The sequence below is a fragment of the Bacillus inaquosorum KCTC 13429 genome (assembly GCF_000332645.1).
Taxonomy (GTDB): domain Bacteria; phylum Bacillota; class Bacilli; order Bacillales; family Bacillaceae; genus Bacillus; species Bacillus inaquosorum.
Genome location: NZ_AMXN01000005.1, coordinates 238819 through 258515, shown reverse-complemented (window position 1 = coordinate 258515; position 19697 = coordinate 238819). Strand labels below are relative to the sequence as shown.

Here is a 19697-nt window from a genome sequence, read left to right as displayed (position 1 = left end):
AATGGATTTCAGAACTGCCGGTGTTATCGGAGGAGGCGTCATGGGGGCCGATATGGCTCTTGATTTATCTGCGAATGGGTATCAAGTGATTTTGCTGGATATCAGTGATGAAAAACTGAAAGCCGCAGAGGAAAATATTAAAAAGACATTCAGGCTTGTTCAACTGATGCGGAAAGAAAAGTTCAGCATGTCACTTGAAGATGTGCTTGATAACATTCAATTCACGACTGAGCCGCACAATGTGGAGCCGGCTGATATCATCATTGAAAACGTAACAGAAGATTGGGAGATAAAAAGACAAGTGTATTTACAATTAAAAGATATCTGCCGAGAGGATACCATCTACCTTGTAAATACAAGCTGTATCTCAATTACGAAGGTCGGTTCACTGATGCATCGTCCGGAAAAGGTAATTGGAGCACATTTCATGAATCCTGTTCCTCTGAAAGAACTTGTAGAGGTGATTCGGGGCGATGCCACCACTGATGAGACTGTCAATGCAACCGTGGAGTTTTTGAAATCTTTCGACAAAAACCCTGTCGTTGTTCATGATTTGCCTGGCTTTGTGTCAAATCGTGTGTTAATGCTGACCATTAATGAAAGCATTTGGACGGTTCAAGATCAAGTGGCGACACCAGCCAATGTGGATAAAATCTTCCGCGGCGGGTTTGGGCATAAAATGGGTCCGCTCGCGACTGCGGATTTAATTGGTCTTGATACGATCCTTAACTCCTTGCTGGTTCTATATGAAAGCTACAAAGATTCAAAATTCAGGCCATGTCCGCTGCTCGTGAAAATGGTAGACGCAGGAAAGCTAGGGAGAAAGTCAGGACAAGGATTCTTTCAATATAGTTAAAGGAGGAGCAGACCATTGAAAAAGGGAGTTAAGTGTGTTGTCTGGGATTTAGATCATACGCTATGGGATGGTATTCTGCTTGAATCTGATGATGTAAAGCTGAAGGACAATATCAAAGAAATTTTGACTGAGCTTGATGAACGCGGCATATTGCTGTCTGTCGCAAGCAGAAATGACGAAGCTGCTGTTATGGAAAAATTAAAGGAATTTGGAATTGACCATTTCTTTTTATATCCGGAAATCAGCTGGAATGCCAAATCAGTTTCTTTGGAAAAAATCAGCAAAAACCTCAATATCCATAAGGATACGCTTCTCTTTATTGACGACCAAGCATTTGAAAGGGAAGAAGTGCAAAATGCCCATCCGGAGATTTCGTGCTGGGATGCCGTTCGGTATAAGGATCTAATCGTCGATCCTTTGCTGAAGCCTGCATTCGTAACGGAGGATGCCAAAAGACGCCGGCAGATGTATCTGGAGGATGATCGCAGAAAAGAGGACGAAGAGCAGTTTGAAGGACCGTCCGAACAATTTCTTGCCACTCTGAATATGAAGTTTACGATCAGCCATGCGCAAGAAAGCGACTTGCAGCGGGCAGAAGAGCTTACGGTGCGTACAAACCAGCTGAATGCAAGCGGAAAAACATACGATTATCAGGAATTAAATTATTTCCGAAAGTCAGATTCTCATATGCTGCTAGTCTGCGAGCTTGAGGACAAGTACGGCTCTTATGGAAAGATCGGACTCTCTTTAATAGAAGAAAAGGGAGATGAATGGCATATTAATCTTCTTTTAATGTCATGCCGGGTTATGTCCCGCGGTGTCGGTACGATTTTACTGACAGCTATTTTAAATGAAGCGAAACAAAAAGGGAAAAAACTGTTTGCTGATTTTAAACAAACAGATCGAAACAGAGTCATGTATATCACGTATAAATTTGCCAATTTCAAAGAACATACGAAGGGCCCGGACGGCTTCATTTTATTTGAAAATGACCTGAGCCGGATTCAGCCGTATCCTGCGTATGTCGAGGTCAAAACGGAATTCAGCCAATCACCTGTTGCGGGAAGCAGCAATTAATCTAAATAGCGGGGAGAGCAAATAGATGAATCTACATGAACAAATTAGAGAATATATTGAACAAAATTTGGTGGTCTTTGACGATGAAATCGAATTAACCAATGATGATCACATTTTTGAAATGGGATTTGTGAATTCTTTATTTGCGATGAAGCTTGTAACATTTCTTGAGCAAAACTTTGGGTTTCAGCTTGATAACGAAGATTTAGATATTGCTAACTTCAGCACAGTAAACCGAATCGTCAGCCTAATTGAAAAGAAACAGAACGGAGCGCTTGCTAATGAAAACAGCTGAGAAGAAAACCGACATCATTCAAGATTTCCGGGGTTACTGTGACGAAAAAATCAGACCTTTTGCAGGCGAGTTTGATGAGAAGGAATGCATCCCGGCAGAATTAATAAAAGAGTTAGGGAGCAAATCTTATTTTGCTGCGGGTATTCCGGAGGTCTATCACGGATTGGGATTGAACCCTGTCGAGTACGGTTTGTTTACTGAACAAGCAGGTAAAGCGTGCTGTAATATTCGAACCCTTTTGACTGTGAATTCGTTAGTCGGTGAATCTCTGCTGCGGTACGGTACTGAGCGCCAAAAAGAAGAATGGCTTGTCCCCATCGGAAAAGGAGAGAAAATCGGAGCGTTTGCATTGTCTGAACCAAACATTGGTTCAGACGCAAACCACATTGAAACATCGTATACAAAAAACGGAAACTGCTATGTCATCAACGGCAGAAAAAAATGGATTTCCTTTGGGGCCATTGCTGACTTTTTTCTGGTTATAGCCCGTGATGGAGAAGTGGTTACAGCCTTTATTGTAGACAGCAGCCAGAGCGGCGTAACGGTAAAAAAAATGGAAGGCATGATGGCCAATAGAGCTTCTTATCTTGCGGAAATAGAGTTTGATGGCGTTGAGGTTTCTGATGACCAGATATTAGGGCCAATCGGGGGCGGTTTTAATTATATCGTTAACTTGGCTTTAGATCATGGCAGATACAGTGTAGCATGGGCCGGATTGGCGATTGCACAGGAAGCCGTCGATTCTTTAGTAACATACTCACGGAAGAGAAGCCAATTCGGAGAGAAGCTCTACAAACATCAAATGATTAAAGGAATGATCGGTGATGCCGTAACACAGCTGCATGCAGCCCGCGCCTTATGTATGAAAGCCGGCGAAATGCGGATGAAACAAGATCCAGAGGCCGTGACGGAAACGTCTATCGCGAAATATTTCACTTCAAAGGTTGCTGTTGAGATTACCAATTCAAATGTGCAGATCCATGGAGGAAGCGGCTTCAGCAGAGATCATTCAGCTGCCCGCCTGTACAGAGAAGCCAAAGTATTGGAGATCATTGAAGGAACATCTCAAATTCAGCAGCAAGTTATAGCGAATTATGGATTGAGACGATATTTTGTCAAACACATATAGGCAGAGGATGGAGAGGATTCTGTGAGTGAGCAAATGAATAAAATAGATAAAAATAATATAGCCAACATTCTCGGACTGACAACCATTCAGGAAGGTCTGCTTTTTCATTATTTAATGGAGCCAGAAGGTAATGCTTATTTTGAACAAATGCTGATAAAACTGGAGAGCGAACCAGCCCGCGATCTTTTTGAAAAAGCATGGCAGCAAACGGTTCGGCAAAATGAAATGCTGCGGACGGTGTTTAGGTGGAAGGAAACAGCTAAGCCCATTCAAGTTATATTAAAGCATCATAAAATAGATATCCGTTATCAGAGCATCTCGTTCGAGAAAGGCATTTCCCAGGAAAAGCTGAAGGAGGAGCTTGCGGCGCGTGATCGGAAAGAGCCGTTTCAGCTTCAAGAAGTACCTTTTCGTGTCACGCTTTATCAAATAGAAGAAAACGGGATCTGGATGATGATCAGCTTTCATCATATCCTGATGGACGGCTGGAGCATGGGGATTGTCCTCAAAGAGTGGATGGAGTCATATCAATCGTTATCCATGGGCCAAACATCTGTTATTTCTCAAAAACCGTCATATCAAGCATTTGTGAAATGGCAGCAGGAACAGCAGCGTAAAACAAAAGACAGCCAGGCGTCATTTTGGAAAGGGTTATTGAAAGACTGGGAGCCTGTACAATTGCTGCCGAATACAGAAAGACCAGGGAAGCGAAATGCTATTTTTTCTAAACATGAAATACAGCTTCCGGTTTCAGTAGGAAAAGCTCTTCGCTCACTCGCTGCTGAACGGCAAGTTACGCTTGCTTCAATTCTATATAGTGTCTGGGGTCTGCTGCTAAAGAAATATTCTGATCAAGAAGAAGTGGTGTTCGGGACAACCGTGTCAGGAAGAAGCGCCGATGTACCGGGAATAGAACAAATGACGGGGCTGTTTATTAATACCATTCCGCTTCGTCTTCGCTTTGCGCCTCAATCCACGCCTTTAGATTTGATTCAGCTTGCACATGAGCAGATTGCCAAAAGAAGTGAATATGAACATACACCGCTGTCTGATTTAAAAACATATGCGGGGCTGACGGCTGAGCAGTCATTATTTGACACGATTGTCGTGATTGAAAATTATCCGCTTGATCAGATGCTTAAGTCAAACAGTCTTCCTCTTTCAATCGAACAATATGACATGTTTGAGCAAACTGAGTTTGATTTGACATTGAGTGTACAAGCTTTTGATGAACATATCCATTTTTCATTTATATACAATCCTGGTGTCATGTCTGCTCTTCAAGTGAAGCAGCTGGGGGATCATTTTCTCAACCTGTTATCGGAAGTGATTGAGTATCCGGCAGACAGATCTGTGCATCGCTTGAATATGCTTTCACAAGATGAGGTGCATTATCAGCTTGAAGAGTTTTGCAATTATAAAGGTCTGACCGGCAACGAACATCAAACTGTTATTGATTTGTTTGAACGGCAGACAGAAAAGACGCCGGACGCTCTTGCTGTGGAATTTCGCTCGGAATCCCTGACCTATGATCAATTAAATAAAAAAGTGAATCAGCTTGCCCGCTTTTTAGAAAGTCAGGGAGTCAAACCCGCACAAAGAGTCGGTATTTTAACAGAACATTCAATTGAAATGGTGATCGCGTGTCTCGCTGTATTAAAAGCGGGCGGCGCTTATGTTCCAGTTGATCCCGATTATCCTCCGGAAAGAATTGAATATCTTCTTCAGGACAGCGGGGTAAACCTGCTGCTGACAGAGGATATTGAGGGGCTGGTTTACTCGTACGATGGTGTGAAAATAGATATTACCGATCAGAGCATTTATCAAGGAAACGACAGCAATCTGGTGAAACGTTACGGTCCGCAGGATATTGCGTATTGTATATATACCTCTGGAACAACAGGCAGGCCAAAAGGGGTGCTTGTTAAGCATCTTGGTCTTGAAAATTATATTTCCTGGGCCGCCGAGCAATATGTAAGAGGTGATAATAGAGATTTTGCCCTTTATACGTCTTTATCTTTTGATTTAACAGTAACTTCTATCTTTACCCCGCTTATAACCGGAAACGCAATTATTGTGTATCGGGATACAAACAAGCAGCTTCTTGTGGAACAAATTTTGAAAGATAATCGAGCCCACGTTATGAAGTTAACGCCGTCCCATCTGCATTTCATTTCCGGGATGCCGTTTCAGGACAGTGTAATGAAGTGCCTGATACTGGGGGGAGAGCAATTAGAAACCTCCTTGGCGGCGAAAATTGAAGAGAACTTCGATGGGAAAATTGAAATTTTTAATGAATATGGCCCGACGGAAACGGTAGTCGGCTGCATGATTCACCGCTACTCATCTGAAAGGGATAAAGATCTGTATGTGCCGATCGGCCAGCCTGCAGCACATACTGATATATACATTCTTGATTCACATATGAACCTGCTGCCCCAGGGAGCAGCGGGAGAACTATATATTGCCGGAAAAGGAGTGGCAGAAGGCTACTTAGGCCGGAAGGAACTGACGGCAGAGCGCTTTGTGGCTCATCCTTTTAAACCCGGAGAAAAAATGTATAAAACAGGAGACGCAGCTCGCTTTTTACCGGATGGAACCATTCAGTTTTTAGGCAGAAACGATGACCAAATCAAACTTAGGGGCTATCGGATTGAGAGCGGGGAGATTGAACACTGGCTCTGCCGGTACGGACGTATAAAAGGGGCGGCGGCTGTCGTGAAGAAGGACGCGTCCCAGACACCATGCCTGGCTGCTTATCTTTTCACTGATGAGACGATTGATGAAAAGCAGCTGCGTGAATACTTGCGCCGTCATTTGCCGGAATATATGATTCCATCCCGATTTATTGTGATGGATGAGATGCCGCTGACGGCCAATGGAAAACTGGATAAAAAAGCACTGCCGGAGCTTGCTGCAGAGACAAAACGAAAGGCACTTGCGGCAGCACCAGCTTCTGAAACAGAAAAGATGGTGCTGGAGATTTGGAAACGTGTACTTGGTCAAGACAGCATCGATGTTCAGGATAAATTTTTTGAAATCGGCGGCACTTCCCTGCATTTGATCCAAGTCAATCAGCAGCTTTCTAAGGAAACGGGAAAAAGTATTCCGATGGTTGAGATGTTCCGCCGTCCAACAGTTCAGATGCTTGCTGAATTCTTATCAGGTCATGATGAAGAGCAATCAAAAAAGAAAACACCATTCATATCAAAGCGGAAGGATCCTTCAGATGACAGCATCGCCATCATCGGGATGGCCGGGCGTTTCCCCGGAGCTAAAAACATAGATGAATTTTGGCATAACCTGCAAAATGGCAAGGAATCCATCTCTTTTTTCACTGATGAAGAGCTGTTTGCGGAAGGCATTGATGAACAAACATTTACGAGAACTGATTATGTAAGGGCGAAAGGAATCATCGACGGCCCCGATTTATTTGACGCCTCCTTCTTCGGCTATTCACCGGGACAGGCAGAGGTCATGGATCCGCAAATCCGTCTTCTTCATGAGTATGTATGGAAAACCCTGGAGGATGCAGGGTGTGTTTCAGCTGAATATGAAGGAAAAATCGGTTTGTTTACAGGAACAACCTCAAATTTTCAATGGCTCCAGCATTTCGCTGACTCATTAGACGGCAGGATGTCAGAGCTGTTTGAAATCGGCTCTTTAAATGATACCTATACGATCAGCACGCGGGTTGCTCATAAACTTAATTTAAAAGGTCCAGCCATTACCCTGCAGACAGCTTGTTCAACCTCCTTGGTCGCGCTGCATTTGGCTTGCAAATCAGTGCTGAATGGAGAATCTGATATGGCTCTCGCAGGCGGTGTGTCCATTCTCCATCCGGTTAAGTCAGGCTACATCTATCAAGAGAATATGGTGAAATCGCCAGACGGCCATTGCCGAGCCTTTGATAAAGACGCGAAAGGCACTGTAGGAGGCGATGGTGTCGGATTTGTCGCAGTGAAATCGTTGAGCCGCGCTTTGGCTGACGGCGATAGGATCTATGCGGTTGTAAAAGGATCTGCGGTCAACAATGATGGTGACCAAAAGGTAGGCTTCAATGCGCCGAGTGTGGAAGGCCAGACAGAGGTTATAAGAGATGCGATTGCCGACGCGGGGATTGAACCGGAAACCATCAGCTATGTGGAAACCCATGGGACAGGCACAGCTCTCGGAGATCCAATTGAAATTGAAGCCTTAACTAAAGCGTTTCAAACAAATAAGACCGCGTTTTGCCGGATTGGTTCCGTAAAAACGAATATCGGACACCTTGATGCTGCTGCCGGAGCGGCGGGTCTCATTAAAACAGTTCTCTCTCTGCAGCATCAACAACTTGTGCCTAGTCTTCATTTTAAAGAAGCGAATCCGAATATTGATTTTCAAAACAGTCCTTTCCTAGTGAATGACAAGCTCCGAGTGTGGAAGAGAACAAATAACCCAAGACGAGCAGGCGTGAGCTCATTCGGTATGGGCGGCACCAATGCCCATGTGATTCTGGAGGAAGCGCCTGTCAGTGAACGTGAAAAACATTCGCGTTCGTATCAGCTGTTTCCTCTTTCAGCAAAAACGATGAATGCTTTAGAAAAAACGAAAGACCTTTTGCTCGAACACATGGAAAGGAACTCTGAGCTTAATGCAGCAGACGCCGCTTATACGCTGCAGGCCGGAAGACAGCACTTTGATTATAGGCAAATGTTTGTGGCAAAGGACAGACAGGATGTCATCCGCCTGCTTTCCGAGAAGAAGGACAGAGGACTCAGCCGAATGTCGCGGATTCAGGAAAAAAAGGAGAAAAAATTGATCTTCATGTTCTCGGGCCAAGGCAGTCAATATGTGAACATGGGCAGGGATTTATACACGGAGGAGCCGTTTTTCAAAGAGACGATGGATCACTGTTTTCAAGAATTCTATGAAGCGACCGGTGAGAGGCTTGAGGATATTCTATACCCTGACCAGCAGGATGAAGACGCTGCCGCGATGAAGCTTCAAGAGACGAAATATGCCCAGCCGGCTATTTTTATGCTGGAATATGCGCTGTCACTTTTGCTGATGAAGTGGGGGCTGCGGCCATGGGCTATGATCGGCTACAGCTTCGGTGAATTAACGGCTGCCGCGGTATCGGGAGTGTTTACGCTAAGTGATGCCATCAAGCTAATCAGCTTACGTGGACAAGCGATGCACGAAGCGCCGTCAGGCATCATGCTAAGCGTGCCAATGCCAGAGGAAGAACTGAAAGCGATTCTCCCTGATTGCATTTCATTGGCTGTTGTTAATGACGCTTCTTGCATTGTGTCGGGGCTTGAGTCTGACATTTCCGCATTTGAAGAACAGTTAAAAGCCAAAAAAGTGCTTTGTATGAGAGTAAAAGGTTCAATTGCTGCTCACTCACACGTCATGGCTTCCGCCGCTGAACGATTTGGAAATACGGCTAAGCGCATTTCTTATCAAAAACCGGATGTTCCTTTCTTTTCGAATTTAACGGGAGACTGGATAGCGGATGAAGAAGCTGCGGACTATGACTATTGGAAACGGCACATGACTGAGACTGTTCGCTTTGCCGAGGGTATTGGCGTGTTAACGAAACAGGAAGATGCTATTTTTATCGAAATCGGCCCGGGACAAGATTTAAGTGTGCTGGTGAAGAGATCGATTAACGATGAGCTGCGCCAGCATGCTTGCAATGTGCTGAAACACAGCAGACAGAGTATGTCAGATGTCCAATTTTTACTCAGCAGAATTGGCACGCTGTGGATGTATGGCGCGGACATTGATTGGCGCGGGCTGCACGAGGGCAGACATCCTGAAAAGATTACTATGCCTCAATATCCTTTTGAAAAGGAATCCTTCTGGCACAAACGGAAACATACCGCCAGCGGAAAAGGCAAAAAACATTCAGGAGGAAAGCTCCCGCTTCAGGAGTGGTTTTATCTGCCGCAATGGGAAAAAGAAATCCTGCCGATTCCCCGCGAGATTGAAGCGACGGAACAACGTTTGCTTGTCTTCATGGAGGATGGAGATTTTTCCCATAAGCTTATTCAGGGGCTGCAATCCACCTGTGCTTATTGTGTCATCGTTAAAAAAGGACATAACTTTCAGCAGGTTGAAAAAGGAGTGTACACACTCAGCCCAGACTCTGCGGAAGATTACTGCCGTCTTTTTGAAGTGTTGGAGAAGGAAAAGATTCAGTACAGCCGGATTTTGCACCTCTGGGGGCTGGCAGAGAAGAATGAAACCGCTGCTGCCGAGTGGATTGAGCAGATGCAAAACGAATCCTATTACTCTTTGCTTTACTTAGGGCAAGCATTGAAAAAGAAAGGAACAAAGCAGGACATTTCGATCTTTGTGTTATCGTCCCTTACGTATCAGCTAGGCGGAGAAGACATGCTGTATCCAGAGAAAGCCGTACATCTGGGGCCGAGTATGGTCATATCTCAGGAAACACCGTTCCTTCGCTATCGAGTGATTGATATAGACAGACAGAAAGAAGATTCCTGGAAAGAAGACAAGCTGCTGGGACTCATCAGATCAGAGCTGATGACCGAATCAGGCAATCTCCTAACGGTTTACAGAAATAATAAAAGGTACACCAGGAATTTTATTCACAAAGCCGTGCCTGCAGAATCATCGCAGGGGCACCTTCGTCCTGGAGGCGTATATATTCTGATTGGCGGGCTGGGCTTCATCGGTTTACATGCTGCAAAAACCATTGCTGAGAAAACAAAAGGAAAACTGATTCTGACAAGCCGTTCCGGCCTACCGCCACGGAGTGAATGGGAGTCCTTAATCAGCACGCATGCTGAGGATGATCCAATCGTTAAAAAAATAAAATCAATATATGAGATAGAAAAAACAGGCGCAGAAGTCACTGCTGTTGCTGCGGATGCAAGCTGTGAAGCGGATATGTCTGAACTGGTTCATGTGGCTGAACGTAAGTACGGCTCCATTCATGGTGTAATTTATGCAGCTGGAATAACAGGCGAACAATCATTCAGGATGATGGAACAAACGGATAAAAGTTTTTCGAATACTCACTTTCGAGCAAAAATGACGGGCGTTGCGGTATTAGAAAAAGTGTTGGCCGATCGACCGCTTGATTTCTGCTTTTTGATTTCGTCCTTGTCTCCGATATTGGGAGGACTTGGATTTACCGCCTATACTGCAGTTAACCAGTTTGTTGATGCCTTTGTATATAAACATAATACGCAGCATCCTGTTCAGTGGACAGCCCTAAATTTAGACGGCTGGGAATTTGAAGACGGCAAAAAACCGGATATTCCAGTCGGAGGGGATTTAGAAAATACCCTGATTCGTGCGCATGAGGGCAGAGAGGTTTTCGAGAAAATTTTCACATTTGATCTTATGGATCAGATTGTAGTGTCTGCCACGGATCTGCAGGAGAGGATACAAAAATATGTGAATCGTCTGCAGCAGCCTAACGGTGAAGAGCAAGAGGACGTTTCGCTGTACGGGCGGCCAGAACTTACCGCTGAATATGTTGAACCAGTAACTGATATAGAGAAAGAACTCCTTGTTCATTGGCAGTCATTTTTCAAGATTGATCAAATCGGCATAGACGATGATTTCTTTGAGATGGGCGGGGATTCGTTAAAAGCGATTACTTTCATTTCCATTATTCATCAAGCATTCAATGTGGAAATTGCGCTGCCGGATTTCTTTAACATTCCGACGATCAGGCAGATGGCCGAATTTATCAGCCAAGCCGACAAGAAGATGTACAGAAAGATAGAAAAAGCTGAAAAACGGGATTATTATCCGTTGTCCTCAGCGCAAAAACGGCTTTATCTTGTTCAGCAGTTAGATCAAACAAGCACTGGCTACAATGAGTTCACTGCCGGCCGGATTGCAGGAAAGCTTGATATGCAAAGGCTTGAGAATGTGTTCCGGCAATTGATTAATCGTCATGAGAGTTTAAGAACATCCTTTAAAGCAATAGACGGTGTTCCTATGCAGTGCATAGCTGAGCATGCGGAATTTCATGCAGACTTTTTTGACCTATCAAATGTGGCAGGCCAGGAAGGGCAAAACCAAAAAGAACAAGAAGTCATCAGCAGCTTTTTAAAGCCGTTCCAGCTTGATCAGGCTCCCCTGATGAGAGCTGGTGTTATTAAGAACTCTGAAAACGAGTATATTCTGATGCTCGATATGCACCATATTATTTCTGACGGTTTATCTCAGGATATCTTGGTCAGCGAATTTATGGATCTGTATGACGGCAAAGAGCTTGCACCGCTTGAACTGCAATATAAAGATTTCTCAGAATGGCAGAATCAGATGCTTCAGTCTGAAGATCTGAATGAGGTGAAAACATATTGGCTGAAACGGCTTGACGGCTTCCGTGAGCTTCAGCTGCCGGCTGATTACCAGAGACCTGATGTCAAAAGCTTTGCCGGCGCCCATTATCGTTTTTATATAAGCAAAAAAGAGCTTGAGGCGTTTAAATCCATTATGGCCGATGAAGATGCCACGCTGTTTATGGGACTTTTATCAATCTATCAAATCCTGCTGCACAAGCTCACTGGACAGTCCGACATTGTAGTCGGCGTTCCGGTCGCAGGGAGAAGGCAGGAGGAACTGCAGCGGATCATCGGTATATTCGTTAATATGCTTCCGCTTCGGTTTTATCCGAAAAAAGAGATGACGTTCACTCAATTTCTGCACCATGTCAAGCAGTTGGTGATTGATGACTTTGATCATCAAGATTATCAGTATGAACATATGGTTCAAGATTTGAAGTTAGATAGGACGTTAAATAGGAATCATATTTTTGATACCGTTTTTGCTCTGCAGAATCTAAGCCAGCCTGCTTTAGAGGTAGACGGGATCACACTAACCGACTATGAATATGAAACAGCGGTTTCCCGGTTTGATTTGCTTTGGATCGCTTCAGAAGACGAAAACGGTTTATCTTCTGTCATTGAATACAGCACTGAGCTGTTTACAAGAGAAACCATTGAAAGCGTTGCGAAAGGGATTAAAAAGGTGCTGTCAGCCGTGATTGATTGTAAGCAAACCGCTCTCAAGGATATTGACCTGACTTCAGGCATCAATGATTTAGAAAAGGTATCGTTGCTGGAACTAGACGATCTGAAAATCTAGCAGAAATAGGTGAATAACAATGAACCAAACCGATGTCTTTCAATTGAAAACCGCAGCTCTTGAAAAAGTGAAGGAGCGGCAATATTGGACTTCTCTATTATCTCAAATCCCGTCGGACTGCCGTTTTCCTTATGATTCACAGCTTCTTGATCAAAACGATGAAGAAGCTTCATTCACTTTTTCATTCCCGGCTCAGCTGGAAAAGGCCATCTTAAAGGCATCCGGAGCTTCAGATTTGCGTATGTTTATCATTTTTATGACTGCGGCAGTCACATTGCTGCACAGGTACAGCGGAAGAACGGATATCATGGCGTCGGCCCCTGTGTTGAGACAGCGGGAAACACAGCCGGTGATCAATGATCTTCTTCCGCTGTTGGTGAAAATCAATCCTTCTATGAGTTTCAGAGACTGTCTAGAGCATGTGAAACAAGCTTTTCAAGAAGTGTATGCCCATCAAAATTATCCTGTGAAAATACTATTGGACGAGCTTCATCCTTTGCATAAAAAAGAGGAGCCCCGCTTCGGCGTTTCCCTTGCTATGAATGATCTTCAGCAGCCGTCCTCTTTGAAAGCGCTGGACACGAATATACTTATTTCCATTCAGCGTGATGAAGGGACATTGACTGGAAAGTTGAGCTGGAATTTGAAGCATTACACATTCGATACTGCTAAACGGATAGCCGGCCATTTTTGTATGCTGGCGGACCGGGCTTTGTCGGCGCCTGAGACTCTGGTCTCTGAGCTGCAGTTACTTTCTCATGAGGAGAGAGAGAGAATCATCACGACATTTAATCACACAAATCAGCCCTATCCGAAAGAAAAATCGATTGTCGATCTCTTCAAAGAACAGGCAGCTCTCAAACCTAATCAGCCTGCAATTGTGTATGAAGATGTCAGTTTCACATACGGTGAGGCTGATGAATTGTCAGACCGGGTTGCTGCTTTTTTGATAAAAGAAGGTGTTCGTCATGAGGAGCCTGTGGGGCTGATGGTTCATCGCTCAGCAGAAATGGTTATTGGCATATTAGGCATATTGAAAGCAGGATGTCCTTATTTGCCGATAGATGTAAATATGCCGTCCGAACGGATGGATTATATGCTGAAAAACAGCGGTTCGCGGTTTGTGATCACGAACGAGGATTATGACATTTCTGCTGAGGATCAAAAAAGCTTATTTATAGAGGAAATGATGAAATTTGAAGGGGCGGCGGAACATGGGCGTCTGCCGTCTCCTGAAAATCTCGCTTATGTGCTGTATACATCAGGGACAACAGGAAAACCGAAAGGCGTGATGGTGGAGCATCGTCAAGTCATCAATTTAGTATATGGCATAGACAGCCTTCATTTTGAGCCGTTTTCACAAGAGCATCTCCGCATCGGCATGCTTGCTTCACATATTTTTGACGCATCCGTGCAAACGATATTTCCGGCAGTGCTTCTTGGACACACCTTATATATTGCACCGGATCATGCAAGGATGGATGGAAAGCAGCTGTGGTCTTTTTATGAGGAGAACCGCATTCATATTTCAGATGCGACACCTTCTCATTTGCGCTTAATGCTCAAAGCCGCTGAGAAAGAGCCGCATCACGTTGACGAATTGAAGTTAATAATGGCTGGCGGCGAAATTCTGCCTCCCCAATTGGTTCAGCAATATTTACAAACGTTTCGTGCTGATAAGCCGGTGATGACAAATAATTATGGTCCGACGGAATGTACTGTACAGTCAGCGGCTTTTACCATACCTGATTCTTGGAATGAACCCGTCGTACCGATCGGCAGGCCGATGCCGAATGAACAGATTTATATTTTAGATCATTGCGGACAGCCTGTGCCCATTGGCGTATACGGAGAACTGTGCATTGCCGGAGATGGGGTGGCAAGAGGATATATCTGTCAGCCAGAGCTGACGGCAGAAAAATTTACAGAACCGCAGCATATTCCTGCCGGCAAGCTTTATCATACCGGCGACTTGGCGAGATGGCGTTCTGACGGCTTAATCGAATTTTTTGGCAGGTATGATGATCAAGTGAAAATAAGAGGATTCAGAGTAGAGCTTGATGAGATTAGAAAAGCCTTGCTTGATTACCGGGAGTCGGGACAAATCATTCATGACGCGGTGATTATTCCAGTTCAAAAGGAATCAGATGATCAGTTTCTTGTGGCGTATCTCATTTCCGATCAAAAACTGAAAACTCGAAAAATGAGAGGGTTTTTAGGAGAAAAGCTGCCGGGTTATATGATTCCGAGACGATTCATCCGCGTGGACTCATTTCCAATGAACCTGTCAGGGAAGCTTGATCTCAAGGAGCTTCCAGATCCTATGGAAGAGCCTGAATCTGACGAGCAGGTCATAAAACCGCACAATGAAACTGAGAAAAAGCTGGTTTCCATTTTTGCTGGCATTTTGAATATACCTGAATCTGATATCAGCATGGAAGATAACTTTTTTGATATCGGCGGAAACTCATTTCACATCGTAGAATTATCGAACAAATTGAAAGAGCAGTTTGGACAAGAGCTGTCTGTTGTTCAGCTGTTTCAATATACCTCCGTATCGGCAATAGCTGCCCAGCTCAGCAGGCAAACGGAGTCTGAGGGTTCTCAGGCAAATGCTGAGAGTGGGGAAGAGGCAGCGGAGGATTTAGAAAATGTCGCACAACTGTTAGGCGGGATTTCTGATGAGTAAAACAACAGGCTTAGAAATAGCGGTTATCGGAATGGCTTGCCGTTTCCCCGGTGCCAAAAATATTGAAGAGTTTTGGGAGAATATCAAAACGGGCACGGAATCCATTACATTTTTCTCAAAAGAAGAGCTTATGGAAGCCGGTGTGCCTAAAGAACAGCTCGATCATAAGAATTATGTCAGGGCCAAAGGAAAAGTAGACCGGCATGACCACTTTGACGCAGCGTTTTTCGGCTACTCACAGCGCGAAGCCGAGGTAATGGACCCGCAAGTGCGGATGTTTCATGAAGTCGCGTGGGAATCCCTTGAAAACGCCGGCTATAATCCCGAAACCTATTCACAGCCTATCGGCTTATTCGGCGCTGCGTCTGCGAATTTGTACTGGCAAGCAAGTTCAATGCTGCTGAGAAGCAGCAGTTCTTCTGAGCAGTTTGCTGCTGTTCAGTTGACGGACAAGGATTTTATGAATACACAAATTTCATACAAATTGAATTTGAAAGGGCCGAGTATCGCAGTGGATACAGCCTGTTCATCTTCTCTGACCGCTGTGCATCTCGCATCCAGAGCTTTGCTTACCGGCGACTGCAAAATGGCGCTGGCGGGAGGAGTAACGGTGACTTGTCCCCATAAAAAGGGCTATATGTATCAAGAAGGGATGATTATGTCGCCGGACGGCCGCTGCCGCGCATTTGACGCGGAAGCAAAAGGGACAGTCGGGGGTGAAGGCTGCGGTGTTGTAGTGCTGAAAACCTTAAAGCAGGCGCTGAAGGATCAAGATCATATTTACGCTGTCATTAAAGGATCAGCATATAACAATGACGGCAGCCGTAAAGTCGGTTACACCGCGCCAAGTATCGAAGGGCAGGCAGATGTCATTAGAAAAGCACTGAACATCAGCCGTGTAGAGTCCGAAAGTATTTCTTATGTCGAAGCGCATGGCACGGGCACCTCGTTAGGTGATCCAGTTGAAATAGAGGCGCTTAAACAAGCGTTTCAAACAGAAAAGAAGCAATTCTGCGCGATCGGCTCTGTTAAAACGAATATCGGTCATTTGGATTCCGCCGCGGGAATTGCGGGGTTTATTAAAACGGCGCTGAGTCTCAAAGCGAGAACCCTGCCGCCAAGCCTTCATTACAAAAAGCCCAATCCTAAAATTGATTTTGAAAACAGTCCTTTTTATGTCAGCACATCAGCAAAACAATGGACAGCATCTGACCGGGTGTTTCGAGCGGGCGTCAGTTCCTTTGGGATCGGCGGCACGAATGTTCATGTTGTCATGGAGGAGCCTCCGATGAAGGAAAGACGTCATCAAGAGGATCATGAAGACTGCCTTATGCTTATTTCTGCCCGATCTGAAAAAGCTGCAATGAAGGCCGCGGATCAGGTCAAGCAATTTATAAAAGAGAATGAAGAGGTACCGCTCCAAGACGTTTCATATACACTGCAAGAGGGCCGCAGGCATTTTCAGTATCGTCAGGCATTTACGGCTGGTCCTTTAGGGATAACAAGCGATATGGCAAATTCTTCAATAGCGCTGGAGAAGCCGGCAGTTGTCTTTATGTTTTCCGGGCAAGGCTCTCAATACGTCAATATGGGGAAACAACTGTATGAAATGGAGCCCGTATTCCAGGAGGAGCTGGAGCGCTGTTTTACCATTCTGCAAGCTGAGGAAGGACTCAATATTAGAAGCATCATGTTTCCGGCTAATGAGGCAGAAAGCAAAGAAGCCGAACAGCTTATCCATGAAACCTCATATACGCAGCCTATTTTATTTTCTTTTGAATATGCGCTGGCGTCCTTCTTGAGCAAAAAAGGTTTAAAACCGCAATACATGATTGGCCACAGCATAGGGGAATTAACGGCAGCCTGTCTGTCAGGCATTTGTTCATTGGAAGACGCGCTTCATATGGTTGTGATGAGAGGCCGATTGATGCAGGAAATGCCGGAGGGAGAAATGTTGAGCGTCAGACTGTCTGGCAGAGAGACAGAAATGGAATTGACAGAGGGGGTTGAGCTGTCGGCTTCAAACAGCTCTGATTTATCGGTTGTATCAGGTCTTATGGAGCCAATCAATGCTTTTGCCGCGCGCCTTCAGTCGAAAGGAGTGGCAATTCAGCACTTAAAAACGTCCCATGCGTTTCATTCAAGCATGATGAAGCCGGCAGCATCTCGTTTTGCTGATATTCTGCAAGATATGGAATTCACAGCACCCGTCCTTCCGTTTATTTCAAATGTGACAGGCGATTGGATACAAGCAGAGCAGGCCGCAGATCCGAAATACTGGGCTTCACAAATCATGGAAAAGGTTGATTTTCATTCAGGGCTGAACACACTTTTACAAATGGGCAATGTTGTATTTGTTGAGATCGGGCCAGGAAACACGTTGACGCAGTTTGTGAGAAAACATGAGGGTTTTATGACGGAGCAACATGCTGCGGTAAACATGATCAGGCATCCAAAGGAAGTATCATCTGATCGTGTCTATCTGTTAAACCGCATCGGCAGGCTTTGGACGCATGGTGTAAACATGAACTGGGAGCACTTTCGCCAAGGGGGCTCATACGAAAGGGTCCCGCTTCCGACTTATCCTTTTGAGCATCAAGTATTTCCCGATCCGCAAACATCTCAGGGCGGCATGGAAGAAAAGATCAAAAACGAATTGAAATTAAACGTTGCTTCAAGTGAAAAACAGCTTCCTTTTGATAAGTGGTTTTCCGTACCGTTCTGGGAACGAATGGAACCAGTCAATGAGACATTCACTCATCAAGGAAAGAGGATACTTGTCTTTGAAGAAAACAGTAATGTCAGCCAATATCTCCTAAAACAGCAAGCGGAAGCCGTGTCTGTCCACCCGGGTGATTACTTTGCGGAAACAGACAGAAACACGTTTACGGTAAACCATCGTGATACGGCCCACTTTCGGAAGCTGCTGGATGAACTGAATGCAAGGGGGTTTATCCCTGATGAAATCATCTGGATGTGGCTGCAAGACTGTGATGGTCGTGATGGAGATATTGCAGAGCACACAATAGCCGGTTATCTTCCTCTCCTTGATCTTGTCCGTTTACTTGGGACAGAGAGCAACAAAAGGTTAAACATGACCGTAGTGACCAATCAAGCTCACGATGTGACGGGAATGGAGGATCTTCAGCCTCATCAGGCTGCGCTGACCGGAGTCTGTTTGACCATTCCGCAAGAGTATAAGCAGATCAGCTGTAAAGCTGTTGATCTTTGTCCGGACCCGCGACTCGGTCAATCAAGCTGGCCTGAAATGATTTCTTATGAACTTAAAAAAGAGGATGATCAGCCTATTGTGGCTTATCGCGGAAACAGCAGATGGATTCGGCAGGCGAAGCAGCCTCGCAAGCAAGATGAGATTGATATGGCCGGCAATCTCAGGCATAAAGGAGTTTATATCATTACAGGCGGCCTTGGGGGGATTGGATTATCTCTTGCATCTCATTTAGCTGAAACAGTTCAAGCAAAGCTTGTGCTGCTAAGCCGGACAGGACTGCCCGATAAACTAAGAGCAAATGACGATACAGCCAAAAAACTCAAGGCTGTGGAAGAGCTCGAGAAGGCTGGAGCCGAGGTGCTGGTATTGCAGGCGGATATTTCAGACGAGACAGAGCTTCAAAAAGCCTTGCAAACGGCAGAATCTCGTTTCGGACAAGCCATTCATGGCGTTATTCATGCAGCAGGCATTCCTGATGGCAAAGTGATTCACGCAAGGACACCAGACGATGAGAGGCATATGGCGAAAGCCAAAATAACCGGAACCGCTCTGTTAAGAAAAGCGCTTAGAAACAAACAGCCGGACTTCTTCTTCATTTGTTCCTCTCTTGTTTCATTTTTAGGAGCGGGGGGCCAAGTCGGCTACGCTGCATCAAACGCATTCTTGGACAGTTATGCTCACGCATGCCGAAAAGAAGGTGAAAACATGGTGACGGTTAACTGGGACCGTTGGGAACAAGTAGGGATGGCATATGAATCAGAAACGGCAGCCATTCTTTCGAAGATAGTGGACAAAGAGGAGCAACACCAAGGAATCCTGCCGGCTCAAGGAGCGAAAGCGTTTATGAGAGCTTTGCAGCTGCGCTACCCGCAAGTCCTGATTTCGCTGCAGGATGTAAACAAACGAATGAAAGACAGCTATGTGAAAGAGGACAGACAAACCGCAGCGCATGTGCTGACAAAAGACCGATTGGACACACTTGAAGAAAGGTTAATGAATATTTTCAAAGATTATTTTCATTCTGAGACAGATGTAAATATGAATTTCTTTGAATTAGGAGCCTCTTCACTTGATCTGCTTCAGGTGAGCGGGAGAATCAAAAACGAGCTTGGCGTGGATATCCCGGTTGTGATGATGTATGCCCACCCGACGGTTGCATCATTAACCCAAGCTGTCAAAGCACAGCAAAGCGGTGATGACTTACACATAAAAGGAATAGAGCCAGATCGCCAAAAAGCCATAAATGAAGGGAAAAATCGGCGAAAACAGCGAATGAGACGAAAATAGATGGGAGGCTGATTT

Annotated in this window: 7 protein-coding genes; all 7 read left to right on the top strand. The window is 45.0% G+C overall.

What is annotated here, in order from left to right:
* Nucleotide 1: 1 nt before the first annotated feature.
* From BSI_RS06615 to BSI_RS06645, 7 genes are read left to right on the top strand one after another with little or no spacing between them, the layout of a single operon-like run.
* Nucleotides 2-856, top strand: coding sequence for a 3-hydroxyacyl-CoA dehydrogenase family protein (locus tag BSI_RS06615; protein WP_003240121.1), 855 nt, complete (start codon nt 2-4; stop codon nt 854-856).
* 15 nt (nt 857-871) lie between these two features.
* Complete coding sequence (locus BSI_RS06620) at nt 872-1933, top strand: HAD-IIIC family phosphatase (protein WP_003240119.1); 1062 nt, start codon at nt 872-874, stop codon at nt 1931-1933.
* Between the two features lie 25 nt (nt 1934-1958).
* A complete protein-coding gene (locus tag BSI_RS06625; RefSeq protein ID WP_003240117.1) occupies nt 1959-2228 on the top strand; it encodes an acyl carrier protein in 270 nt (89 codons plus the stop codon).
* Complete coding sequence (locus BSI_RS06630; RefSeq protein WP_003240115.1) at nt 2215-3357, top strand: acyl-CoA dehydrogenase family protein; 1143 nt, start codon at nt 2215-2217, stop codon at nt 3355-3357. Before BSI_RS06625 ends, BSI_RS06630 begins: the two co-directional genes overlap by 14 nt.
* 21 nt (nt 3358-3378) lie before the next feature.
* The gene (locus tag BSI_RS06635; protein ID WP_003240114.1) at nt 3379-12474 is read left to right on the top strand and encodes a hybrid non-ribosomal peptide synthetase/type I polyketide synthase; all 9096 of its coding nucleotides are present in this window, start codon (nt 3379-3381) and stop codon (nt 12472-12474) included.
* Nucleotides 12475-12493: 19 nt separating this feature from the next.
* The gene (locus tag BSI_RS06640) at nt 12494-15163 is read left to right on the top strand and encodes a non-ribosomal peptide synthetase (protein WP_003240112.1); all 2670 of its coding nucleotides are present in this window, start codon (nt 12494-12496) and stop codon (nt 15161-15163) included.
* The gene (locus BSI_RS06645; RefSeq protein ID WP_003240111.1) at nt 15156-19682 is read left to right on the top strand and encodes a type I polyketide synthase; all 4527 of its coding nucleotides are present in this window, start codon (nt 15156-15158) and stop codon (nt 19680-19682) included. Before BSI_RS06640 ends, BSI_RS06645 begins: the two co-directional genes overlap by 8 nt.
* Nucleotides 19683-19697 lie beyond the last annotated feature (15 nt).

Bases quoted from the DNA above. Each gene is read 5' to 3' on its own strand.
- BSI_RS06615 (WP_003240121.1), top strand. From the start codon at position 2: ATGGATTTCAGAACTGCCGGTGTTATCGGAGGAGGCGTCATGGGGGCC.
- BSI_RS06640 (WP_003240112.1), top strand. From the start codon at position 12,494: ATGAACCAAACCGATGTCTTTCAATTGAAAACCGCAGCTCTTGAAAAA.
- BSI_RS06630 (WP_003240115.1), top strand. From the start codon at position 2,215: ATGAAAACAGCTGAGAAGAAAACCGACATCATTCAAGATTTCCGGGGT.
- BSI_RS06645 (WP_003240111.1), top strand. From the start codon at position 15,156: ATGAGTAAAACAACAGGCTTAGAAATAGCGGTTATCGGAATGGCTTGC.
- BSI_RS06625 (WP_003240117.1), top strand. From the start codon at position 1,959: ATGAATCTACATGAACAAATTAGAGAATATATTGAACAAAATTTGGTG.